Genomic DNA, 22800 nt, shown 5'->3' on the forward strand with positions numbered 1-22800 from the left:
GCCCATCCTGCCCGGCGTAGCGCCCGCCCGCAGCGGATAGCGGGGCAGCGGGGCGCGGTGCCCGTGACTAGGGTCGGCGGATGGAGCAGACGATCGATCCCACGCTCGGTCCGGTGCTCGCCCGCACCGGCGACGAACGCGCCGTACTGACCTCGTTTCTCGACTTCCACCGGGCCGTGCTGCTGCGCAAACTGCGCGGTCTCTCCGACGCCGACGCCCGCCGCCGGCTGGTGCCGTCGGCGACCACGCTCGCCGGGCTGGTCAAGCACCTGACCCTGGTCGAGCGGAACTGGTTCCCGACCCTGTTGGCCCCCGAGCCCGGCGACGTCTACCTGACCTCCGAGGAGGACGCGGTCGCCAGCTTCACGCTGAGCGACCAGGAAACCATCGTCGGGCTCACCGAGGCGTACGAGCGGGCCTGCGCCCGCTCCCGGGCGGTCGCCGCGAGCATCGACCTCGACCACGTGGTGCCGCACCCGCAGCTCGGTGAGGTGTCGCTGCGCTGGATTCTGGTGCACATGATCGAAGAGACGGCCCGGCACGCGGGCCACGCCGACATCCTGCGGGAGCTGACCGACGGCGAAGCCGGCGCGCTCTGAGCCCCGGGTCGGTGCACGCCGTCGGCCGTCAGGCGGTGGGCAACAGGCCCGGCGGGTACTCCATCCCGTCATGCGTACAGGCCGCAGCGGCGACCCGCGCCGCGTACCGGGCGGCACGTGCCAGTGGCTCACCGCGCAGCCGGGCGGCGATCAGGCCGGCCGCGAAGGCGTCGCCCGCCCCGTTGCTGTCCACCACCGGCTCTTCCGGGACGGCGGGCGGCACTGGCACCGCCGTGCCGTCGCCCGGGTACAGCTCGGCGCCGTCCGCCCCGCGGGTCACCACCACCGTCCGGGGTGCCAGCGCGCCGGCGAGCGACGCGGCCCGGTCGCCCAACCGCACCCCGCTCAGCAGAACCAGGTCGGCGACCTCCGCGAACGGCTGATGGTAGGTGTTCTCGCCGTCCCAGTCGTGCAGGTCGGTGGAGAGCGTCACGCCTGTCGGAACGGCAGCCCGCAGGGTGGACAGCAACGGCACCGCCCAGTCCATGATCGAGAGGTGGACGTGCCGGGCGTCGCGGACCAGTGCGGCCAACTCGCTGGCGCGAAACGGTGGATCGCCCTGCCATGGGCGCGGGTCGTACAGCGACGTGCGCCGCCCACCCGGGTCCACCAGGTTCACCGACCGGCGGGTGCCGCCCCGGTGCTCGGCCAGCAACGCCGGCACCTCGGCCCGGGTCAACGCCGCCCGGACCAGCTCACCTGCCGGGTCCGCACCGAGGGTGTCGACCACCAGTACCCGCAGGCCGAGCGCCCGAGCGGCCAACGCCACCCCGGCGCCGGTGTTGCCGATCCGCAGCTCGATCGGCTCGACGGTGTGGGAATCGGCAGCCGGGAGCGGCAGCGCGGGCACCCGAACCCGTACGTCCACCCCGAGCCCGCCAAGGACCAGCAGATCGACCACGACGTCGACGCTAGCCCGTTGCCGCTCCCACCTCCAGCGCCGCGCGATCTTGCACTTTCGGCGGCAACAAAAGGTGCACCGTTCGCAGAACGCCGACACAAACTCCAAGATCGCGCAGGTGGGGGCCGTCGGTCCGGTCAGCGGGGCCGCCTATTCTGGGGACGGGCGGCGACTAGGGGGAGCAGGTGCTGGTCATCCACGGGCTGTGGTTGCCCGGCGGCAGCTCGACCGGCGGCCTCGCCGTCTGGGCCGAGGACAGCGCCGCACCGGTTCCCGCTGCACGTTCGGGCCGGTCGGCCCGGGAACGCCCGCACCCCTTCGCCGCCGGGCACACCGACCTGGCCGCCGTTCTCGCCGACGCCGCCGAGCCGAGCCGGCCGGACACCGCGTTGCTCACCCTGCCCACCCTGGCGGGCGCGCCGACCGACTCACCCGAGCTGATCCGGACCACCGTCGCACCCGCGGCCCGCGGCCGGCTCACAGTGGCCGGGTGGCGGGTCCCCACCCTGGTGTACGCCCCGGACGACGCCCTGTCGCTGCTGCAAGCCCTGGACGATGTCCCGGCGGTGGCCGGGGCCACCCTGCGGCACCTCGCCGAGTTGGCCGACTTCGCCGCCGACCTGGTGACCCGTGGTCGCGTCCTCCCAGGCGTGCGTACGACGACGGCCGACCAGACGTCCGGCGCTGGCGCGACGACGGCGTCAGGCGCTGCTGGGCAGGTGGCCGCGCACGCGGTGTGGCGTCCGCTGCTGACCGGCACCGACGCCGCCTGGGTGCGCTCACTGGCGCTGGCCCTCCCACCGGCCGCCCGAGCCGCCGTCCTGCCGCCCGCCACCGCCGCGTTGCCGTCCACCGCTGCCGCTGCTCACGGGCCCACCGGGAGCGCCGCCACCCCCGCTGCGGCGACCGTCGGTTCGGGCGGGCCCGAGTTGACCGCTGCCGCCCTGGTCGCTGATGCGCTGGACGCGTTGACCGACGCTGCCGCGCGGTCTGCGCTGGCGACCACCACGCTGGCGCGAGGGCTGCGGCCGGGTGGGCCGGCGCCGGCCTGGCTGGCCGCGCTCGCCGGCCCGCAGCGGGACTTCACCATCGACCCGGCCGGGCTGGCGACCCTCTCCGCCGAACTGGACGCCTGGCAGCGCGACGCCGCAGGTGGCCCGGTCCGGGCCAGTTTCCGCCTGGTGGAACCAGCCCCCGACGAGGTCACCGAACCTATCCTGGCCACCCGGGCGGTGCCCGCCGACAGCGCGCCCGAGCCGGTGCCCGCCGGCAGCGCGCCCGTGCCGGTGCCTGCCGACGGTGCGCCCGTGCCGGTCGGGTCGATCGGTGCCGGGCGCTGGCGGTTGGAGTTCGGGTTGCAGGCCGCGGACGAACCCGGCCTGCACGTCGACGCCGGGGACATCTGGCGAGCGCCGCAGGCCCTCGGCGGCCTGGTTGGCCGGACGACCAGCCCGCAGGAGACGCTCCTCGCCGAGCTGGGCCGGGCCAGTCGGCTCTGGCCGGACCTGGACGCCGCGCTGCGTACCGCCACCCCGGAGGCGATGGAACTCGACGTCGAGGGGGCGCACCGGTTCCTCAGTGCGGGCGCCCCGGTGCTGCACGCGGCCGGTTTCGGGGTGCTGCTGCCCTCCTGGTGGCAGCGTCCGTCGGCACGACTGGGCGCCCGGTTGCGGGCGCGCAGCCGCACCGCGCCGGGCACTGTGGGTGGCGCCGAAGCCGGTGTCGGTCTGGACGCCCTGGTCGACTACCGCTGGGAGATCGCGCTCGGTGACCAGCCGCTCTCCGCCGAGGAGTTGGCGGCGTTGGCCGAGACGAAGACCCCCTTGGTACGGCTCCGTGGCCGGTGGGTGGAGCTGGACCCGGGGCGGCTCGCGGCCGGGCTGCGCCTGCTCCGCTCGGCGGGCGAGTTGACCGTCGCCGACCTGCTCCGCCTCGGGCTGGCCGACGGCGAGGCCACCGGCGAGCTGCCGGTGCTGGAGGTGACCGCCGACGGGGCGCTGGGCGACCTGCTCGCCGGCGCGGTCGAGCGGCGGCTCACCCCGCTGGACCCGCCACCGGGCTTCCGGGGGACGCTGCGGCCGTACCAGCAGCGGGGGCTGGCCTGGCTGGCCTTCCTGCGCTCACTGGGCCTGGGCGGTGTGCTCGCCGACGACATGGGGCTGGGCAAGACGGTGCAACTGCTCGCGCTGCTCGCCGGGGACCCACCGGAGGCCGGGCCGACCCTGCTGGTCTGTCCGATGTCGCTGGTCGGCAACTGGCAGCGGGAGGCGGCCCGGTTCACCCCGGAGCTGCGGGTGCACGTACACCATGGTGCCGAGCGGGCGCGGGGGGCGGAGTTCACCGCGGCCGCCCACGGCGCGGACCTGGTTCTCACCACCTACTCGGTTGCCGCTCGCGACGCCGCCGACCTGGCCGGCATCGACTGGCACCGGGTGGTGGTGGACGAGGCGCAGGCGATCAAGAACGCGTCGACCCGGCAGGCCGAGGCGGTTCGCGCGTTGCCCGCCCGGCAGCGGGTGGCGGTTACCGGTACGCCGGTGGAGAACCGCCTCGCCGACCTCTGGTCGATCATGCAGTTCGCCAACCCGGGTCTGCTCGGGCCGGCCGCGACGTTCCGCAAACGGTTCGCCGAGCCCATCGAGCGGCACGGCGACGCCGAGGCCGCCGAGCGGCTCCGCCGGATCACCGGCCCGTTCGTGCTGCGCCGGCTCAAGACCGACTCGTCGATCATCTCGGACCTGCCGGAGAAGCTGGAGATGGAGGTGCTCTGCAACCTGACCGCGGAGCAGGCCGCGCTGTACCGGGTGGTGGTCGACGACATGCTCGCCCGGATCGAGACCAGCGACGGCATCGAACGACGCGGCCTGGTGCTGGCCACCATGACCCGCCTCAAGCAGGTCTGCAACCACCCCGCCCAACTGCTGCGCGACGGCTCACCGCTGGAGGGCCGCTCCGGCAAGCTGGCTCGGCTCACCGAGATCCTGGAGGAGGTGCTGGCGGCGGGGGAGCGGGCGCTGCTCTTCACCCAGTACGCCGAGTTCGGTGCGATGCTGCGGGGTCACCTGTCCGCGCGGTTCGGCCGGGAGGTGCTGTTCCTGCACGGCGGCCTCGGAAAGGCCGAGCGGGACGCCCTGGTGCAGCGTTTCCAGTCGGCGGAGGGTCCGCCGCTGTTCGTCCTCTCCCTCAAGGCCGGCGGCACGGGGCTGACCCTGACCGCCGCGAACCACGTGGTGCATGTGGACCGTTGGTGGAACCCGGCGGTCGAGGACCAGGCCACCGACCGTGCGTTCCGGATCGGGCAGCGCCGACGGGTGCAGGTGCGCAAGTTCGTGTGCGCCGGCACTGTCGAGGAGAAGGTGGCCGCGCTGATCGCCGACAAGCGCAGCCTCGCCGAACGGGTGGTCGGCACCGGCGAGCAGTGGATCACCGAGCTGTCCACCGGCCAGTTGCGGGACCTGTTCGCCCTGGAAGCCGGCGCGGTGGTGGAGTGACGGACTTCGCCGACTACGGGCGCCCGCGTCGGGTCGACGGGGGTCTGCGGGCGCGCAGTGCCCGGGGCGCGATCGGCAGGTCCTGGTGGTCGCGGCGTTTCCTGGAGGTACTGGAGTCGTTCGCGCTCGGCACCCGGCTGACCCGGGGCCGGTCCTACGCGCGGGCCGGTCAGGTGCTCACGCTCGACATCACACCCGGGCGGGTCGACGCGGTGGTGCAGGGCTCCCGGCCGCAGCCGTACCAGGTGTCGATCGCGCTGAAGCCGTTCCCGACGGCGCTCTGGTCCCGAATCGAGGACGAGCTGGCCGGGCAGGCGTTCTTCAGCGCCCGGTTGCTCGCCGGGGACCTCCCCGACGAGTTGGAGGAGCTGTTCGCCGCCGCCGGCGCGCCGCTCTTCCCGGCCGCCGTGGACGAGCTGACCCAGCGCTGCAACTGCCCCGACTTCGCGGTGCCGTGCAAGCACCTCGCGGCGACGTTCTACCTGCTGGCCGAGGCGTTCGACGCGGACCCGTTCGAGCTGCTGCACTGGCGCGGTCGGTCCCGCGCGGAGTTGCTCGACGAACTGCGCGCCCGGCGGGCCGCGACCACCGGTGCCACACCGCCGCCCCCACCGCTCGATCCACCGTCCGGACCGGACGGTGCGGTGTCGACAGTGGAGACCGTGGCGCCGGTCGGTGCCGCCCGGGCGCTCGCCGGGCTGTCGGCGACGCCGCTGGCGGACACGGCGGACCGGTTCTGGTCAGCGCCCGTGCCGCTGCCGGATCGGCCGCCCCGACTGGTGACCGGCACCGACCTGCTGCTGCGCCAGCTCGGAGCGCCGGCCCCGGCCATCGGTGGGCCGGGACTGCTCGAACGGTTGCGCCGCGCGTACCGGGCGTTCGGTCCGGCCGACAGGTGAGCTGTCACGTCCACCGGTTGTGCCGTCCCGTTGAGCGGTTGAGCAGTCACGTCCAGCGGCGGCGGAACCGCCACATGATCGCGGCATTGGCCACCAGCACCACCGCGCAGATCGCACCGGTGAGTCGACCGGCGAACACGGCTATCGCCGGCAGCGACGCCCACAGCACGATGGTCAACAACATCAGGTAGCGGCCCCTGCGGGCTCGGGCCCGGTGGTCCAGCCGGTTGAAGAAGGCCGGGTCACTTTCCCGGAGCTGACGGGTGATCTGGTCGAATCTGCGCTGATCCTCTTTGCTGAGCATGGCGCTGCCTTCCCCTCACGCGTTCAGCGGTTCGGCGGCATACCCGCTGCGGTGGCGGCTCACGCTCGCCCGCTGCTGCTCTTTTTCCTCCACGCGAGCGCGCCTCACGTCCGGCTTACCTGAACCTTAAGTTTGCCTTTGGTGGTGAACGACGCCGAAACTGTCGCGTACGGCGGCCTGGTCCGATCCGTGCTCGGCTGCCGCACGTACGCCCTGCTGGGAAGGTCTGCGGGCAGGCCCATCCCACCGCCCGCCGCCGAGGTCGCACTGAGCGCTGTCTTAAGTGCCCTCACGAGTGGGTTCCGGCCACCTTGAAGGGCCCTGGGGCCTTGGTTACCTTGCCGTAGCAACCCCCTCAGGCAACAGTCGCCGCACCTGCCGCACCTGCCCGGTAGCAGCTTCCGGCGCTCATCAGAAATCGGGATTGGTACATGGCCGACCAGAATGTGCCACCACGTCGACCGCGGGACGACCGCGGTTGGGACGGACATCAGCACCCCAGCGCTGACGGCTACGGCGACCCCCACACGCCCGCGCCCTACGGCTACGACTCGCCCCACCCCTACCAGGGCGGCTACGCCGCGCAGGCCGACCCGCGTGAGCAGTACGCCGGTCAGCCCGCGCCCGCCCCGCGCGGTCCGCAGTGGGTCGGCCCGGAGGGCCTTGGCCGTCCGGCCCCGGCGCGACCCGCCGGCACCGGACTGCCCACCATCGACGATGACAACGAGCCGGATCGCAAGGTCGGCCGACGTAAGGCGATGGTGGCCCTCGGTGGCACCGCCGCCGTCGTCGCCGGTGGCGCGGCGCTCGCCATGACCCCGCAGATCCGTGGCCTCTTCGGCGACGAGGCGGCCGGCGACGCGACCGGCAGCACGGTGACCGACGGCACCGCGGCGCGGCCCAGCGGCCAGCAGCCCAGCACCGTGCGTACCTACACCGAGCAGAACGAAAGCTACATGGGTTCCCGGGCCGGTGAGGCGCTGAAGAAGAACGCGCCGGCCGGTGGGCGGACCTTCTCCGGCCCGGCCGCGGCCGCCGCGGCGACCAAGGTGACAGTGAAGACGGTGCTGGCCAAGGACCCGATCCTGCACCTGGCCCGGCGCGCCACCTTCGGCGTGACGCCCGCGGTGGTCGCCGACATCAAGCGCGAGGGCATGGACGCCTGGATCCGCGCCCAGCTGGACCCGGAGAAGTTGGAGCCGAGCAAGGGCGAGCTGAAGCTCGCCGAGCTGCCGACCCAGAAGCTCACCGTGCAGCAGCTGCGCGACCAGCGGGACAAGCTCAACGATCAGGACGCCCACCCGGAGCGGGAGATGGTCGACGCCACCATCGCCCGGCAGATCTGGTCCAAGCGCCAGCTGTTCGAGGTGATGGTCGACTTCTGGAACGACTTCCTGCACGTCGCCGCGGACTTCGACGGCGGCGAGGTGTACCGCAACTCGTTCGACCAGGACGTCGTGCGCAAGCACGCGCTGGGCAGCTACCCGGAGATGCTGGTCGCCGCGAACAAGCACCCGGCGCTGCTGATCTACCTGAACCAGAAGGACTCCCGCAAGGACGCGATCAACGAGAACCTCGCCCGGGAGAACCTCGAGCTCTACTCGGTCGGCGTCGACGGCGGCTACAAGGAGCCGGACGTCCGGCAGGCCGCCATGTTGCAGACCGGCCGTGGTGTCGACGACAAGGGCAAGTACGTCTTCCGCCCCGAGCAGCACTACGTCGGCAAGGTGAAGATCCTCGGCTTCACCCACGCGAACAACTCGGCCGACCCGAAGAAGGCCGAAGCGGCGATCGACGCGTACATCACCTACATCGCGACGCATCCGTCGACCGCGAAGTACGTGGCGCAGAGCCTGGCCACCCGGTTCGTCTCGGACACCCCGCCCAAGTCCCTGGTGGACCGGCTGGCCAAGACGTACACCACCAACAAGGGCATGATCAAGCCGGTCCTGATGACGCTGTTCTGCTCCTCGGAGTTCTGGGCCGGTGTGGGCCAGAAGGTGCGTCGGCCGATGGAGTACCTGGTCGCCACGTACCGCACCCTGGGTGTCTCGCCGGAGGCGTCGCCGAAGCACAACAACGGCGACAGCAAGCGCACCGCCTACGCCCGAGGGCTGCGCCAGATCCACGACAAGATGCGCGAGCTGGGTCAGTCCCCGATGGGTCATCCGACCCCGGACGGCTACCCGGACGTCTACGTCGCCTGGACCTCCGCCGGCGCGATGGTCAACGGCTGGAACGAGGCGGGCGAGATCCTCGCCGGCTACCGGACCACCTTCACGTACACGGCACCGGAGAAGCTGGTCGCCAAGCCGCCGGCGACGGCCGGGGCGTACGTGGACGCGCTCTCCCTGCGGCTGTTGGGCCAGAAGCTGAGCACGCGGGAGAAGAACCTCATCCTCGGCGTGGCCGGTGCGGCGACGACCACCAAGGTCGACGCCACGTTCAACGGGGCCATCACCGCCGTCGCGCGGGCGATCCTCGCTTCCCCCCAGCACCACCTCCGGTGAGGCACCCGATGGAGAAGACTGTGTACAACTCTTTCCCCCTGCACCCCGAATGCCCCGACGTGCGACGGCTGGCCGACAACCCGGCCGAGGCGTTGCTGCGCGCCGAGGCGGACATCGTCGCCGCCGAGAACGCCGCCGAGTTCGACAGGTACCGCACCCTGGAGAACCTGGAGGAGGCCCAGCAGGACGGCCGCGGCGTCACCCGGCGGACCTTCGTCGCCGGTGCGGCCGCCACCGCCACCGCGCTGGCCACCGCCCAGTTCGTCACCACCTCGGCGTCGTTCGCGGCGACCAAGACCGGCACCCTGATCCACGTCTTCCTCTACGGCGGGCTGGACGGCCTGAGCCTGATCGCGCCGGACAACGACGCGGTGCTCAACAAGGCCCGGCCCGACCTGCTGCTCGGCAACGACTCGCTGGCCCTGGGCCGCGGCTTCAAGCTGACCGGCGCGTTCAAGCCGTTGGAGAAGTGGCTCACGGCCGGTCAGCTGGGCTTCATCCCGGCGGTCTCCGACGAGCGGCTGTCCCGCAGCCACTTCCAGGCCGCGGACGCCTGCAACCTGGGCGGGCTGCCCAACGAGACCGGTGGCCGCGGTTGGCTCGACGGTCTGGTCGACAACCTGGGCAAGGGCACCGCGTTCCGCAGCGTCGGCATCGGCAGCACGCTGCCCCGCTCGCTGGTCGGCAACAACGGCGCGCTGTCGCTGAACAACGTCGGCTCCCTGCGGCTCAACGGTGACGAGCGGTTCCGGGCCGCCACCGAGAAGGCCATCAAGGGCCTCTTCACCGGGATCAACCACCCGGTCGAGGAAGCCGTGCAGGAGGGCATGGGCGCGCTGGCCACCGCCCAGAAGCTCGCCGCCAAGCCGTACCAGCCCGCCGAGGGCGTCAAGTACGAGGGCGTCGGCAACGCGTTCCAGCAACTCGCTCAGCTGATCAAGGGTGGCGCCAACGTGCGGGTCGCCACTGTCGGCATGGGTGGCTACGACACCCACGAGAACCAGGGCACCCGCGAGGGCGGCCAGCTGTACCGCCGGTTGAACGAGCTGGCCAGCGCGATGGCCGCCTTCTTCACCGACCTCGGCCCGAAGGCCGCCGACGTGACGATCATGGTGTCCAGCGAGTTCGGCCGTCGGGTCGGCTCCAACAACAACGGCACCGACCACGGGCACGGCGGCGTGGTCACCCTGCTGTCCGGCAAGAAGCTGGCCGGTTCGCTGCTGGGCACCTGGAACGGTCTGGACAAGCTGGATTCCGGTGACGTGCCGGAGTACAACAACATGTTCAACGTCTACGGTGCGGTGGCGCAGGGCCGGTTCGGGCTCACCAACGCGGAGGTCGACAAGGTCTTCCCCCGCCAGAAGTACACCCCGATGAAGCTGTACGCGTGACGCATTCGCACACCCACGCCGCCGGCCGTCGTACCGGGACCTCGTCCCGGCACGGCGGCCGGTCGGCTGCACCCGTACCCCCGCAGATCCCGGACCGGCGCGGACCCGGCGGCCGACGGTTGCTCGGCGTGCTGCTCCTGGTCGGCCTGCTCGCCAGCGTGCTGCCGTGGTGGTTGGGCACCCCCGCCGGATCGCTGCGCAGCACCGCCGCCACCGTCACCGCGGCCGGCCGGATCACCGGCCTGATCGCCGGCTACCTGCTGCTGGTGCAGGTGCTGATGATGAGCCGACTGCCGGTGCTGGAACGGTGGATCGGCGGCGAGCACATGGCCCGCTGGCACCGGGACATCGGTGCCACACTGCTGGTCACCGTGCTGGCACACATGTCGCTGATCCTGGTCGGCTACGCCGACCTGCGTAACGAGTCGATCCTCGCCGAGGTCGGCACGTTGCTCGGCGACTACGAGGACATGGTCTCGGCGTTCGTCGCCACCGGCATCATGATGCTTGTCGGGTTCAGCAGCATCCGGGCGATCCGGCGGGCACTGCCCTACGAGATGTGGCACCTGCTGCACCTGTCCAGCTACCTGATCCTGCTGCTCGGCTTCGGCCACCAGTTCGCCCACGGCGCGCAGTTGTACAAGCCCGGCCCGGTGCGCACCGGCTGGATCGCGCTCTACCTGCTGGTGGTCGCCGCCCTGCTCTGGGGCCGCGTGATCGCGCCGCTGGCGTTCAACCTGCGTTACAAGCTGCGGGTCGCCGACGTGGTCGCCGAGAGCACCGACACCATCTCCATCTACCTCACCGGGGAACGGCTCGGCCGGCTGGCCATGCTCGGCGGCCAACACTTCCGCTGGCGGTTCCTCACCCGGGGCTGCTGGTGGCAGTCGCACCCGTTCTCCGTCTCCGCCGCCGCCAACGGCCGCTGGCTGCGGGTCACCGTCAAGGTGGTCGGCACCCACACCGCCGACCTGCGTGACCTGGAACCGGGCACCCGGGTCTGGGCCGAAGGCCCGTCGGGTACCTTCACCGCCGCGCACCGGCTCCGCGAGCGGGCGCTGCTGATCGCCGGTGGCAGCGGCATCACGCCGATCCGGGCAATGCTGGAGGAGTTGCCGCCGGGCGCCGCCCTGATCTACCGGGCCCGCACACCGGCCGACGTGCTGCTCAGCCGCGAGTTGGACTGGCTGGCCCAGGAGCGCGACACCTCCGTCTGGTACGTCATCGGCTCCCGCGACGACCCCGGCCCCCGCCAGCTGATGAGCCCGGACGGGCTGCGGCAACTGGTGCCGGACGTGGCCCGGCGCGACGTCTACCTGTGCGGGCCGCCCGGTCTGGTGGAACAGTCGGTGCGTGCGCTGCGGCGCGCCGGCGTGCCCCGACGGCAGATCCACCTGGCCACGTTCGAGCTGTAGGAAGGGCATCCCCATGCGTCGCGCGCTCCTCGCGATCACCGGCCTGGCCGCCAGCACCACCGCGCTGGTGGTGTTCAAGGGCTCGCCAGGCACCAGCCAGGTCGCTCAGAACCTGCCGACCGCCCAGCCGGTCAACCCCTCCGGGCCGGGCACCGACCCCGGTGCCGCCGCGGGTGCGCCGGGCACCGACCCCGCCGTCGGCACGCCGACGTCATCCGGCAGCGCCAAGCCGTCGACGTCGCCCAAGCCCGGCAGGACCACCGCCCGCCCGTCGGGCACCAGGACGACGAAGGCCCCCAGCGCACCCCGGACCACCACCAAGGCACCCCAGTCGACCACCCGCCGGGTCACCGGCAACGGCTTCGAGAACGAGTACGGGTACGTGCAGGTGCAGATCGTCGTCTCGGGTAACCGGATCGTCGAGGCTGTCGCGCTGTCGCTGCCCAGCGGGGGTGAATCCGACATCCACAGCGGCGACGTCCGCAACCGTTACGACGGCAGGGGCGGCGAGGTGGTGCAGAAGCAGAACGCGAACCTCAACACCGTCTCCGGGGCCACCGAGACCAGCAACTCGTACAAGCAGTCGCTGCGGTCCGCCATCGAGCAGGCATTCTGACGTGCGGGCCACACTGACCCGACCCGGGCTGTGCCGGGTCGAACAGATCATGGGTACGGCCATCACCCTGGACCTCGCCGACGACCTGCCACCGGCGACGCTGCGCGAGCTGGCCGACGAGGTCTTCGCCTGGATGCGCGAGGTGGACGCACGGTTCAGCACCTACCAGCCGGACAGCGAGGTGTGCCGCTTCGACCGGGGTGAGGTGCTGCTCTCCGAGGCGTCCGCGGACCTGCGGTACGTGCTGGAGACCTGCGCCGACCTGTGGGGCGCCACCGACGGGTTCTTCGACGCGTACGCCACCGGTCGGCTCGACCCGTCCGGCTTCGTCAAGGGCTGGGCCGCTCAGGTCGCCTCGGACCGCCTCGTCGCCGCCGGTGCCGTGAACCACTGCGTGAACGCCGGCGGCGACGTACGGGTGCGGGGTCTGTCGCCGTCCGGGGAGCCGTGGCGCATCGGCATCCGGCACCCGTGGGACGCGATGGCGGCCTGCCTGGTGCTCAGCGGGACAGACCTGGCCGTGGCCACGTCGGGCGTGTACGAGCGGGGCCGGCACGTGCTGGACCCGCGCCGGGGCGCACCGGCCAGTGGGTTGCGCTCGGTGACGGTGGTCGGCACCGACCTCGGGGTGGCCGACGCGTACGCCACCGCCGCCCTCGCCATGGGCACCCCCGGCCTCAACTGGCTGGCCCGCCTGAACGACCACACCCACGCGGCGATAACCGACAACGCCCGCCAGTACCACTCAGTCGACCTCCCGCTGACCGACTAGCGGAGGGGGCGGTGGGTGCCGGCTGGACGGGAACCGGTGGGGCGTGGGCGGCCGGGGCGGGACCCGGACGGTCGGGTGCCGGCCCAGCGGCGCCCCGGGTGGCTGCGCCGGGGCGGTTCGGTGCCGCCAGGATGAGGCGCTCTGTCGTTGGTGGACATCGTTCCCCCGTTCGTGGCGCGCGTTCGCACCGTCCCCCTGTCAACGAGGACCGACGCCTCGGCGACGCTGTCGGGCACCGGATCGAATCGTCGACCGGGCCGGTGTCACATGCCTCGTCGGGGCAGCGGCAGGTGACCGGGGAGCAGGTCGGGGGCGAGCGTCACCCCGGCGGCGCGCAACGCCCCGATCAACGTGTTCTGCACGAGGTACGAATCCGGAAGCTGCCAGCGCGCCTGCTCCGGGGCCACCGCCCAGCGGACCGTGCCCTCCGGCAGCCGGGTGGGCGGCGCGGGAATCCACGAGCCCGGCCCGTGCCGGACCACGTGGAAGCAGTGCTCCAACTCCGGCCGCAGCGGATCGCCGGGGCGGACCAGGAACATCCACCGCCCGGTGGGCGTGACCAGCACCGGTCCGCGTACGCCGGTGCCGGCCGGGTGGATCTGGACCGCGTCGAGCACGTGTCGGCCGAGGTGGGCGGGCACCTCCAACACGTCGAAGGCCCGGCCGGTGGGCAGCAGCACCCCGTGTGGTCGGCTCCGCCACCAGGTCGCCACCCGGGCCGGGTCGGCGCTGGCGGCCAGCTCCCAGTTCTCCAGGGCGGGGTGGCAGCCCACCGTGGGACAGCCGGCCCGGCCGCAGACGAAGCGGCTGCGGGCCAGACAGGCACCCGGGGTGACCTCCCAGCCGTGTACCGCGTACCGGATGGCGACCCGGCGCAGCCGGACCCGTTCCAGCGGCGACAGTTCGGCAACGCGCGGTACGACATTCCCCCACATGTGTGCCAACTCCTCTCGTCGGGCCCGGCGTTCGCCAGGTCGCATGTCGAGCACCGTCACTGCCGTAACCCACGATCGTTGAGGTTGACGAACGGCTCGTGCAACTTGCACGAAAAGTACGAGGACTACCTGTACGGCTGACGTACATCCTGTGCGACCAGCGAAAACCTGAAAACGAACGGCAGTCGCCGCACCCGCGGACATCGCCGCGACTCGATTGGTCGTCGGTGGCAGGGGAGGATGGGGAGATGGACGAGCTACCCATAGGACGGCGAGTGGCCTACTGGCGGGGGCGACGCAAGATGTCGCAGCAGGTCTTCGCGGACCGGCTGGGCAAGTCCAAGAGCTGGGTGGACAAGGTCGAACGCGGCGTCCGACGGTTGGACAAGTTCTCCGTCCTCTACGAGATCGCCGACATCCTCCAGATGGACGTCCAGCTGCTGATGGGCAAGGACCCGGAGCGGCGCGCCGACGCCCTCAACTGCATCGACCAGGTCGAGGTTCAGGAGATCCGGGCGGCGCTGGAACGCTACGACTCGATGAGCGCGTACTTCGACGCGGCGCCGTGCCCGCCGCCGATGGACGACATGCGTAAGGCCGTCAACCACGCCTGGCTCACCTACCAGTACGGCCGCTACGGGATGCTCACCCGGGCGCTGCCGAAGCTGCTGCGCGACGCCCAGGCGGCCGACGCCGCCTACGGCGGTGAGCAGGCGGCCGAGGCGGCCCACCTGCTCGGCCAGGTCTACCAGATCGCCTCCTCGGTGCTGCGCAAGCTCGGCGAGTGCGAGCTCGCCTGGTTGGCCGCCGACCGGTCGATGGCGGTGGCCCAGCGGGCCGACGACCCGCTGCTCGCCGGGATCGCCACCACCCGGGTGTGCAACGCCCTGGTCGCGATGGGGCGGGCCCGCCCCGCGCTGGAGCTGAACGTCCAGATCGCCAACCGGCTGGCACCGGGTGGGAGCAACGAGGTCTCGCCGGCCCGCCTCTCCGTCTACGGGATGCTGCTGCTCCAGGGCGCGATGGCCGCGTCCCGCATCGGTGACTCGGCCAGCGTCGACGACCTGATCAACGCTGCTCAGGAGGCCGCCACCCTGCTCGGCGGCGACCACAACCACTACTGGACGTCGTTCGGCCCGACCAACGTCGAACTGCACCGGGCCGCCGCCGCGGTGGAGTTGGGCGACGGGGGGCGGGCCGTGGAGGTGCACCAGCTTCGCATCGCGGAGCCCTCCTTCAACGCGCTGCTGCCCGAGCGCCGCGCCCACCACCTGCTCGACATCGCCCGCGGCTACGCCCAGATAGGTGACGTGGCGAACGCCGGCGAGATGCTGCTGCTCGGTGATCGGCTCGCCCCGTCGGAGATCCGCTGCCGGCCGATCGCGCACGAGGTGATGTCCGACATCCTCCGTCGCACACGTGGTGCGCCGCCTTCTCCGGTAGCGGAGTTGGCTGAGCACATGGGAGTAGGGGTATGAGCGCGGAGCCGGTCTGATGGCCGGCGCAGCGCAGAACAGCGGGCACCGCGAGGTGCTCTACGTCATCGCCTGCGGTTCGCCGCTGGCCCGGCACGTCGGTCGTCTGGTCGACCTCGCCCAACAGGACGGTTGGGACGTCTGCGTGGTCACCACGCCGGACGGCGCGAAGTTCGTCGACCAGTCGGCCCTGATCCGGCAGACCGGCCACCCGGTGCGGACGCACTACAAGAACCCCGGGGACCCGGACGTGCTGCCACCCGCCGACGCCATGATCGTCTGCCCGGCCACCGTCAACACGGTCAACAAGTGGGCGGCCGGGATCACCGACACGTTGGCGCTCGGACTGCTGGTCGAGGCCCAGGGCAAGGGCGTCCCCATCGTGGCGGTGCCGTACACCAACGCGGCGATGGCCTGCCACCCGGCGTTCCGTGCCGGGGTCGCCCGGTTGGCCGAGTGGGGCATCACGGTGCTCTTCGGCGACGAGGTGATCGCGCTGCACCCGCCCGGAACGGGGGAACAGCACCTGCACGCCTTCCCCTGGGCGATGCCGCTGGCCGCATTGCCGACCGTCTCCTGGAGCGCCGCCTAGCGCTTCCGGCAGATCTTCCACCCGACGCGGCCGGGCCGGGTGTCACCGCCCGGCGGCCCCGACGCCGGTAAGCTGGCCCGCCGTGAGCACAAGCGGATCCGTCCCCACAGTCAGCGACGTGGTGGCCGCGCTGGAACGGCGCTTTCCGCCGGTCTGGGCGGAGGAATGGGACCGGGTGGGCCTGGTGCTCGGTGAGCCGGCCGCCCCGGTCCGCCGGGTGCTCTGCGTGGTCGACGTGGTGCCCGAGACGGCCGACGAAGCCCTCGCCGCCGACGCGGACATGATCGTCTCGCATCACCCACTGCTGCTGCGCGGGGTGTCCTCGGTCGCCGCGACGACCTTCAAGGGGCGGATCATCCACCAGTTGATCCGGGCCGGGCTGGCGCTCTACGCGGCGCACACCAACGCCGACGTGGCCTCCCCGGGCGTCTCCGACGCCCTCGCCGCCCGCTTCGGGCTCACCGGTCTGCGCCCACTCCAACGACCCGCGCCCGGCTCGCCGGCCCACGGCGACGACAGGGGTTTCGGCCGGATCGGCGAGCTGCCCCAGCCGATGACCCTCGCCGAGCTGACCCGGCACGCGGCAGCGGTGCTCCCCGTCACGTCCTGGGGAGTTCGCGCGGCGGGGGATCCCGGGCGTATGGTTCGTACCCTCGCCGTCAGCGGCGGGTCGGGGGACAGCTTCCTCGGCGCCGCGACCGCCGCCGGGGTGGACGCGTTCCTCACCGCCGACCTGCGGCACCACCCGGCCGGCGAGCACCTCGCCGCCGATGGTCCCGCCCTGATCGACGCCGCCCACTGGGCGACCGAACGACCGTGGCTGGACGACCTGGCCGCCTTCCTCCGGGAGGCGCTGGACGTCGAGACGCTGGTGTCCGACCTGGACACCGACCCGTGGACCGTGCACGCCGCCGCACCCGCTGTGGACGACAAGGAGCCCGACCGTGAAGGCTGACCCCAAGGTGCAGCGCCGCCTGCTCGACCTCCAGGCGATCGACACCAACCTCGCCCAGCTCGCCCACCGTCGGCGGTCGCTGCCCGAGCGGGCCGAGCTGGAGTCGCTGGCCCGGGAGCTGTCGTCGATGGAGGACGAGCGGGTCCGCGCCCAGGTGGCGGTGGATGACCTGGACCGGGACATCGCCCGGTTGGAGAAGGACGTCGAGCAGGTCCGGGCCCGCAAGGAGAAGGACGAGAACCGGCTTGCCGCCGGCACCGGGCCGGCCCGCGAGCTGGAGGCGCTCCAGCACGAGCTGGTCTCGCTCAAGCGCCGCCAGGGCGACCTGGAGGATGCCGAGCTGGAGCTGATGGAGCAGCGGGAGACCGCGCAGGGCGTACTGGACGGCGTGGAGCAGCGGCTGGCCGAGACCCGGGACAAGCGGGCCGCGACCGAGCAGCGCCGCGACGAAGCGCTGGCCGAGATCGCCAAGGAGGAGGAGTTCAAGCGGGGCGCCCGTCAGCCGCTCGCCGCCGACCTCCCCAGCGATCTGGTCAACCTCTACGACAAGATCCGCGAGGACACCGGGCTGGGTGCCGCGCTGCTCACCGGCGGCCGCTGCGGCGGGTGCCGCCTGGACCTGTCCGGCGCCGACCTGGCCCGGATCCGTAAGGCCGCCCCCGACGACGTGGTCCGCTGCGAGGACTGCCGACGGATCATGGTCCGCACCAACGAGTCGGGCCTGTAGGTCGTGGCGCCGCGCGTGGTCTCCATGGAGGCCGACGGTGGGTCCCGGGGCAACCCCGGCCCCGCCGGCTACGGCGCGGTGGTCCGCGACCCGGAGACCGGCGAGGTGCTCGCCGAGCGCTCCGAGTCGCTCGGCACGGCCACCAACAACGTCGCCGAGTACCAGGGTCTGATCGCCGGGTTGACCGCCGCCGCCGAGCTGGGCGCCACCGAGGTGGACGTCCGGATGGACTCCAAGCTGGTGGTCGAGCAGATGTGCGGCCGGTGGCAGATCAAGCACCCCGGCCTGCGGCCCCTCGCCGCCCAGGCCGCCGCGCTGGTGGGCCGGTTCAGCGCGGTCCGGTTCAGCTGGATTCCCCGCGAGCAGAACCGGCACGCCGACGCCCTCGCCAACGCCGCCATGGACGCCGCCGCAGGTCGTCCGTCGGCGACCGCGGCCCCCGGCCGTCCTGCGACGACGGCGGCCAGCGGCCAGCCCCCGACCACGTCCGCCGCCCCGATCATTGGCAGTGACCCGGCGACCGCCCCGGCCTCCTGGGAGCCACGGCCGACCTTCACCGCCACCCGGCTGATCCTGGTCCGGCACGGCGAGACCGCGTACACCGAGCAGCGGCGATACTCCGGGCGCGGCGACGTGCCGCTCTCCGAGCGTGGCCGGGCCCAGGCCCGCGCCACCGGTGCCCGGGTGGCCGAGCTGGCCCCGACCGTCGCGGCCGTGCTCAGCTCCCCGTTGTCCCGGTGTACGGCCACCGCGGCGTCGATCGCCGAAGCGCTCGGCGGCGACGTGCCGGTCCGCACCGAGGACGACCTGATCGAGTGCGACTTCGGCCAGTGGGAGGGGCGCACCTTCGCCGAGGTGCGCCAGGAGTGGCCGGGCGAGATGGACGCCTGGCTCGCCTCGCCCCGGATCGCGCCGCCGGGCGGGGAGTCGTTCACCCAGGTCGCCGAACGCGCGCACCGCGTCATCAGCGGGCTGCTCACCGCGTACCCCGGTGAGACCGTGGTGGTCGTCTCGCACGTCTCGCCGATCAAGCTGATGCTGCGCGACGCCCTCGCGGCCGGCGACGGTTTCCTGCACCGGCTCTTCCTGGACGCGGCCGGCATCTCGGTGCTCGACATGTGGCCCGACGGCGGCGTGGCCGTGCGCACTGTCAACGACACCGCTCACCTCGCCACGCTCGACTGAGCCGCCGCACCCTTCGTTGGTAGGGCCGGTCGGGCGCGCCGTTCGGCGCAGCCGACCGGCCGTTCGGCGCAGCACCCTCCGGACGGGTCAGGTGACCGCCGTCACAGAGTCGTAGCCTCCGGCCGTTACATCGAGAGCCACGACTCCCCGGAGGTGTGTCAGATGGCTGCACCCGAACCGGAGGCGCCACCCACGGCGCCGACCAGGGCTAAGGACCACAGCCCCTGGAACTGGTTGCTCTTCATCCCCATCGTGGTGCCGCTGATCCCGGCGTTCTTCAATGGCGACTCGCCCCGGGTCTTCGGCTTCCCGCGCTTCTACTGGCTGCAACTGGCCTTCATCCTGCTCGGCGTCGGCACCACCACGTTGGTCTACCAGATGACGAAGAAGCGGGGAGGCCGCTGATGTGGCGCGACCATCTCACCGAGATCATCGTCTTCTCCCTGCTGTTCCTCCTGGTCAGCGTGATGGGCTTCGTGGCCGCCCGGTGGCGGGCACCGAAGGACATGGCGCACCTGGACGAGTGGGGGCTGGGCGGGCGCAGCTTCGGCGGCTGGATCACCTGGTTCCTGGTCGGCGGTGACCTCTACACCGCGTACACCTTCGTGGCGGTGCCGGCGTTGATGTTCGGTGCCGGCGCGGCCGGGTTCTTCGCCGTGCCGTACACCATCGTCATCTACCCGCTGGTCTTCCTGGTGCTGGTGCGGCTCTGGTCGGTGTCGCACCGGCACGGGTTCGTCACGCCGGCCGACTTCGTCCGCAACCGGTTCGACTCGCCGGTGCTGGCGCTGCTGATCGCGATCACCGGCATCGTCGCGACCATGCCGTACATCGCGTTGCAACTGGTCGGCATCGAGGCGGTGCTCAAGACGATGGGCGTCACCGGCGACAACGCGCTGGCCCGGCACCTGCCGATCATCATCGCGTTCGCCATCCTGGCCGCCTACACGTACCAGTCGGGGTTGCGCGCGCCCGCGCTGATCGCGTTCGTCAAGGACAGCCTGATCTACATCGTGATCCTGGTGGCGGTCATCTACCTGCCGTACAAGCTGGGCGGCTGGGGCGACATCTTCGCCGCCGCGGACGCGAAGTTCGACGCCTCGCCCAACCCGAACGACGGCGTCCTGCTCAACGGCAACAACCAGCTTCAGTACGTGACGCTGGCGCTCGGCTCGGCGTTGGCGCTCTTCCTCTACCCGCACAGCATCACCGGTGTGCTGGCCAGCAGGAACCGCGACGTGATCAAGCGGAACATGTCGGCGCTGCCCGCGTACAGCCTGCTGCTGGGGTTGATCGCGTTGCTCGGCTACATGGCCATCGCGGCCGGCGTGAAGCCGCTGCCCGGTGCCAAGGAGGGCACTGTCGACAGCAACACCGTCGTGCCGTTGCTGTTCGACCAGCAGTTCCCGGACTGGTTCGCCGGTGTCGCGTACGCGGCGATCGGCATCGGCGCGCTGGTGCCCGCGGCGATCATGTCGATCGCGGCGGCAAACCTGTTCACCCGCAACATCTACAAGGAGTACCTGAAGCGGGACGCCTCCCCGGCCCAGGAGGCGAACGTCTCGAAGATCACCTCGCTGGTGGTGAAGGTCGGTGCGGTGGCCTGCATCGTCTTCCTCGACCCGCAGTTCTCCATCGACCTCCAGCTGATCGGTGGCGTGATCATCCTTCAGACGCTGCCGGCGGTGGCGCTGGGCCTCTACACCCGCTGGTTCCACCGCACCGGCCTGATCGTCGGCTGGGCGGTCGGCATGGGGTTGGGCATGTGGATGCTCTACCAGGTGGCCAGCCCGACCCGGAAGCACTTCGGCGGCTCGGCGTTCCCGCTGTCGGAGTTCGGGTTCGACACCACCCGGACGATCTACGTCGGCATCGTGGCGGTGGCGGTCAACCTGGCCGTGGCGGCACTGGTGACGCTGGCGCTGCGGGCCGCCAAGGTCGAGGAAGGAGTCGACGGCACCGAGCCGGACGACTACTTCGCCGACGAGGGCGACCCCCGGGTCACCCCGGGCCCCGACCGCGACGCCGACTCGGCCCGCGAACCGGTCGCCTGACCCCAGGCACGAACGCCCGGGCACCGACGCAAGTCGGCGCCCGGGCGTACCTGTCCCGCGCCCTCTCCCGCGCTCTCCCGCGCTCTCCCGCGCTCTCCCGCGCTCTCCCGCGTCGATCTTGCAGTTTCGGTGCCCGTTCGGTGATGATGAGCGGCGATTTGTCGCCACCGAAACTGCAAGATCGACGAAGGTGGGGCGGGGTGGGGCGGGGTGGGCCGGGGGCGAGGGTGGGGGTTAGTGGGGGCGGTTGCGGTTTATCAGGGCCTGGTTTAGGCGGCCTAGTAGGGCTGCCAGCGTGTTCCGGTCCTCGGGGGTCCAGTCGGCCAGCATGTCGCCGTAGAGCCGGGTGCGGGCGGCCTGGACGGCGGCCATCCGTTGCAGACCGGCCGTGGTGGGGGAGATGACGGTGCCGCGGCCGTCGGACGGGTCCGGGGTGCGGGTGATCAGGCCGTCGCGCTGAAGCGCGGAGACCTGCCGGGTGACTGTCGAGCCGTCCAGGTTGAGTCGGGCGGCGAGCGCCGAGACGTTCTGCGGGCCGGCGTCGGCCAGGTGGCGCAGGATGACGTACGCCGCGCGGTCCAGCACCCGGTGCTCGGCGGTGCCGGTGGCCCGCCGGGTGGCCTCGCCGAAGCGCATCAGCAGGGCCACCTCGGTCTCGATCCGGCCGAGGGTGGTCTCGTCGTGGTCGTCGCTCATAGCTGTATGATACAGAATAAGTACCTGTACGATACAGCTATCTGAGGAGTCGGAGTGGATCGGCGTTCCGAACCGAACCGCAGTGCCATCTACGCCACCACGCTGGTGGCCTTCCTCGCCATCGCCGGCATCGCCGTCGTCGACCCGATCCTGCCCGCCATCGGCGAGGCGATCGGGGTCACCGCCTGGCAGGTCGAGCTGCTGTTCACCGCGTACATCGCGGTCATGGCCCTCGGCATGATCCCGGCGACCCTGGCCAGCGGCCGGTTCGGCTTCAAGCCGGTGCTCATCACCGGCGTCTCCGTGGTCGGCCTCGCCGCGATCCTCGCCTCGTTCAGCGACAACATCGTGCAGCTCTCCGTGCTGCGCGGCGTCTGGGGGCTGGGCAACGCGATGTTCTTCGCCACCGCCATGGTGGTGCTGGTCAACCTGGCCGTCGACCGGGAATGGGTGGTGGGCCTCTTCGAGACCGCCCTGGGCCTGGGCTTCGCCGTCGGACCGCTCATCGGTGGCCTGCTCGGCCAGGTCAGCTGGCGGCTGCCGTTCTTCGTCTGCGGCGTCTTCATGGTCCTCGCCCTCGGCGTGGCCTCCCGCAAACTCCGCGAACCCACCAACCGGCAGGCCCCGGTACGCGTCGGCCAGATCTTCGCCACCTACCGCCGGCCGGCGTTCATCGCCCTCTGCGTGGTCACCGCCGCGTACAACTTCGTGTTCTTCGTGGTGCTCGGCTACACGCCGCTCTTCCTCGGCCTGGACGTCATCCCGCTGGGGCTCGCGTTCACCGGCTGGGGGCTCGGCCTGGCCGCCGGCATCATGGTGATCGGCCACCGGCTGGCCCACCGCATCGGCGCGGTACAGACCGTCGGCGTGGCCATCGCCGGGCTGCTGGTCTGCATGGTCCTCTTCGCCACCTCCACCAGCACCGCCGAGTCGCTCGTGGTGCTGGTACTCGCCGGACTCTGCATGGGGCTGGCCAACGCCAACCTCACCGACCTGGCGCTCGGGCTCGGCTCCAGCGACCGGCGCGTCGCCACCGGCGCGTTCAACCTGGTCCGCTGGGGTGCCGCCGCGCCGGCACCGATCATCTCCGGCAAGCTCGCCGAGCAGTCGCTGTCGCTGCCGTTCTGGGTCGGCTTCGGGGTGCTCGCCGTCGGCGTGCTGGTCTACCTGGCCTTCGCGCACGTGATGGCCGCCGGCTACGGCGAGCGGGTGCTCTGGTCCCGCTGGAACCGCGCCGCCGCCGACACCGAACACGAGCCCGTCGGCGAGACCTACTGACCGCC

At 71.9% G+C, this 22800-nt stretch carries 20 protein-coding genes; 16 read left to right on the plus strand and 4 right to left on the minus strand.

The annotated features are described in order from the left end of the window. The first annotated feature begins 80 nt into the window (after positions 1–80). Positions 81–599: a DinB family protein gene (locus ABTW72_RS18760; RefSeq protein ID WP_091409357.1), complete on the plus strand. Its 519-nt coding sequence runs from the start codon at positions 81–83 to the stop codon at positions 597–599. A 28-nt stretch (positions 600–627) separates the two neighbouring features. Here ABTW72_RS18760 and ABTW72_RS18765 read toward each other — a convergent pair whose 3' ends face one another. After that, positions 628–1500 carry a carbohydrate kinase family protein gene (locus tag ABTW72_RS18765; RefSeq protein WP_350860335.1) on the minus strand — a complete coding sequence of 291 codons (873 nt, stop codon included), beginning with the start codon at positions 1498–1500 and terminating at the stop codon, positions 628–630. 185 nt (positions 1501–1685) lie between these two features. On the opposite strand from ABTW72_RS18765, the gene ABTW72_RS18770 reads away from it, so the two are divergent. Next, positions 1686–4991: an SNF2-related protein gene (locus ABTW72_RS18770; protein WP_350860337.1), complete on the plus strand. Its 3306-nt coding sequence runs from the start codon at positions 1686–1688 to the stop codon at positions 4989–4991. Then, positions 4988–5890 (plus strand): SWIM zinc finger family protein, encoded by a 903-nt coding sequence (locus ABTW72_RS18775; RefSeq protein ID WP_350860339.1) that lies wholly within the window; start codon positions 4988–4990, stop codon positions 5888–5890. Before ABTW72_RS18770 ends, ABTW72_RS18775 begins: the two co-directional genes overlap by 4 nt. A gap of 46 nt (positions 5891–5936) precedes the next feature. Here the strand turns inward: ABTW72_RS18775 and ABTW72_RS18780 are convergent, their stop codons facing one another. Further along, entirely contained in the window at positions 5937–6194 is a 258-nt protein-coding gene (locus ABTW72_RS18780; protein ID WP_091409372.1) for a DUF3040 domain-containing protein, read from the minus strand. A gap of 431 nt (positions 6195–6625) precedes the next feature. On the opposite strand from ABTW72_RS18780, the gene ABTW72_RS18785 reads away from it, so the two are divergent. The 5 genes from ABTW72_RS18785 to ABTW72_RS18805 are packed head-to-tail and all read left to right on the plus strand — an operon-like array spanning position 6626 to position 12898. Further along, positions 6626–8704 (plus strand): DUF1800 domain-containing protein, encoded by a 2079-nt coding sequence (locus tag ABTW72_RS18785; RefSeq protein WP_350860341.1) that lies wholly within the window; start codon positions 6626–6628, stop codon positions 8702–8704. An 8-nt stretch (positions 8705–8712) separates the two neighbouring features. Continuing rightward, positions 8713–10095, plus strand: a complete 1383-nt coding sequence (locus tag ABTW72_RS18790) for a DUF1501 domain-containing protein (protein ID WP_350860343.1) — start codon at positions 8713–8715, stop codon at positions 10093–10095. Next, positions 10092–11510: a ferredoxin reductase family protein gene (locus ABTW72_RS18795; protein WP_350860345.1), complete on the plus strand. Its 1419-nt coding sequence runs from the start codon at positions 10092–10094 to the stop codon at positions 11508–11510. Before ABTW72_RS18790 ends, ABTW72_RS18795 begins: the two co-directional genes overlap by 4 nt. A gap of 13 nt (positions 11511–11523) precedes the next feature. Continuing rightward, entirely contained in the window at positions 11524–12126 is a 603-nt protein-coding gene (locus tag ABTW72_RS18800) for an FMN-binding protein (protein WP_350860347.1), read from the plus strand. Positions 12127–12175: 49 nt separating this feature from the next. Continuing rightward, positions 12176–12898: an FAD:protein FMN transferase gene (locus ABTW72_RS18805; RefSeq protein ID WP_350860498.1), complete on the plus strand. Its 723-nt coding sequence runs from the start codon at positions 12176–12178 to the stop codon at positions 12896–12898. 263 nt (positions 12899–13161) lie between these two features. Here ABTW72_RS18805 and ABTW72_RS18810 read toward each other — a convergent pair whose 3' ends face one another. After that, the gene (locus tag ABTW72_RS18810) at positions 13162–13833 is read right to left on the minus strand and encodes a bifunctional DNA primase/polymerase (protein WP_091409390.1); all 672 of its coding nucleotides are present in this window, start codon (positions 13831–13833) and stop codon (positions 13162–13164) included. A 248-nt stretch (positions 13834–14081) separates the two neighbouring features. Here ABTW72_RS18810 and ABTW72_RS18815 point away from each other — a divergent pair, with 248 nt between their 5' ends. From ABTW72_RS18815 to mctP, 7 genes are all read left to right on the plus strand, one after another. Next, entirely contained in the window at positions 14082–15311 is a 1230-nt protein-coding gene (locus ABTW72_RS18815) for a helix-turn-helix domain-containing protein (protein WP_350860349.1), read from the plus strand. Between the two features lie 16 nt (positions 15312–15327). Next, a complete protein-coding gene (locus ABTW72_RS18820; protein WP_350860351.1) occupies positions 15328–15900 on the plus strand; it encodes a flavoprotein in 573 nt (190 codons plus the stop codon). A 118-nt stretch (positions 15901–16018) separates the two neighbouring features. Further along, complete coding sequence (locus tag ABTW72_RS18825) at positions 16019–16855, plus strand: Nif3-like dinuclear metal center hexameric protein (protein ID WP_502892225.1); 837 nt, start codon at positions 16019–16021, stop codon at positions 16853–16855. Continuing rightward, positions 16845–17582, plus strand: coding sequence for a zinc ribbon domain-containing protein (locus ABTW72_RS18830; protein WP_091409404.1), 738 nt, complete (start codon positions 16845–16847; stop codon positions 17580–17582). The genes ABTW72_RS18825 and ABTW72_RS18830 overlap by 11 nt, the downstream gene beginning before the upstream one ends. 3 nt (positions 17583–17585) lie before the next feature. After that, on the plus strand, positions 17586–18767 hold the full coding sequence (locus ABTW72_RS18835; RefSeq protein WP_350860355.1) for a bifunctional RNase H/acid phosphatase: 1182 nt from the start codon (positions 17586–17588) through the stop codon (positions 18765–18767). A 162-nt stretch (positions 18768–18929) separates the two neighbouring features. Beyond that, on the plus strand, positions 18930–19172 hold the full coding sequence (locus ABTW72_RS18840; protein WP_091409411.1) for a DUF3311 domain-containing protein: 243 nt from the start codon (positions 18930–18932) through the stop codon (positions 19170–19172). Continuing rightward, entirely contained in the window at positions 19172–20821 is a 1650-nt protein-coding gene (gene mctP, locus ABTW72_RS18845) for a monocarboxylate uptake permease MctP (protein WP_350860357.1), read from the plus strand. The genes ABTW72_RS18840 and mctP overlap by 1 nt, the downstream gene beginning before the upstream one ends. A 234-nt stretch (positions 20822–21055) precedes the next feature. On the opposite strand, the gene ABTW72_RS18850 is transcribed toward mctP, so the two are convergent. After that, positions 21056–21517, minus strand: a complete 462-nt coding sequence (locus ABTW72_RS18850; RefSeq protein ID WP_350860359.1) for a MarR family winged helix-turn-helix transcriptional regulator — start codon at positions 21515–21517, stop codon at positions 21056–21058. 54 nt (positions 21518–21571) lie between these two features. Here ABTW72_RS18850 and ABTW72_RS18855 point away from each other — a divergent pair, with 54 nt between their 5' ends. Continuing rightward, on the plus strand, positions 21572–22795 hold the full coding sequence (locus ABTW72_RS18855; RefSeq protein ID WP_350860361.1) for an MFS transporter: 1224 nt from the start codon (positions 21572–21574) through the stop codon (positions 22793–22795). The last annotated feature ends 5 nt before the right edge of the window (positions 22796–22800 follow it).

The organism is Micromonospora sp. NPDC127501 (assembly GCF_040302185.1).
GTDB lineage: Bacteria > Actinomycetota > Actinomycetes > Mycobacteriales > Micromonosporaceae > Micromonospora.

Coding starts and splice junctions, on each gene's coding strand:
- ABTW72_RS18760 (WP_091409357.1), top strand. CDS start 81: ATGGAGCAGACGATCGATCCCACGCTCGGTCCGGTGCTCGCCCGCACC.
- ABTW72_RS18780 (WP_091409372.1), bottom strand. CDS start 6,194: ATGCTCAGCAAAGAGGATCAGCGCAGATTCGACCAGATCACCCGTCAG.
- ABTW72_RS18785 (WP_350860341.1), top strand. CDS start 6,626: ATGGCCGACCAGAATGTGCCACCACGTCGACCGCGGGACGACCGCGGT.
- ABTW72_RS18790 (WP_350860343.1), top strand. CDS start 8,713: ATGGAGAAGACTGTGTACAACTCTTTCCCCCTGCACCCCGAATGCCCC.
- ABTW72_RS18800 (WP_350860347.1), top strand. CDS start 11,524: ATGCGTCGCGCGCTCCTCGCGATCACCGGCCTGGCCGCCAGCACCACC.
- ABTW72_RS18805 (WP_350860498.1), top strand. CDS start 12,176: ATGGGTACGGCCATCACCCTGGACCTCGCCGACGACCTGCCACCGGCG.
- ABTW72_RS18810 (WP_091409390.1), bottom strand. CDS start 13,833: ATGTGGGGGAATGTCGTACCGCGCGTTGCCGAACTGTCGCCGCTGGAA.
- ABTW72_RS18815 (WP_350860349.1), top strand. CDS start 14,082: ATGGACGAGCTACCCATAGGACGGCGAGTGGCCTACTGGCGGGGGCGA.
- ABTW72_RS18820 (WP_350860351.1), top strand. CDS start 15,328: ATGGCCGGCGCAGCGCAGAACAGCGGGCACCGCGAGGTGCTCTACGTC.
- ABTW72_RS18840 (WP_091409411.1), top strand. CDS start 18,930: ATGGCTGCACCCGAACCGGAGGCGCCACCCACGGCGCCGACCAGGGCT.
- mctP (WP_350860357.1), top strand. CDS start 19,172: ATGTGGCGCGACCATCTCACCGAGATCATCGTCTTCTCCCTGCTGTTC.
- ABTW72_RS18850 (WP_350860359.1), bottom strand. CDS start 21,517: ATGAGCGACGACCACGACGAGACCACCCTCGGCCGGATCGAGACCGAG.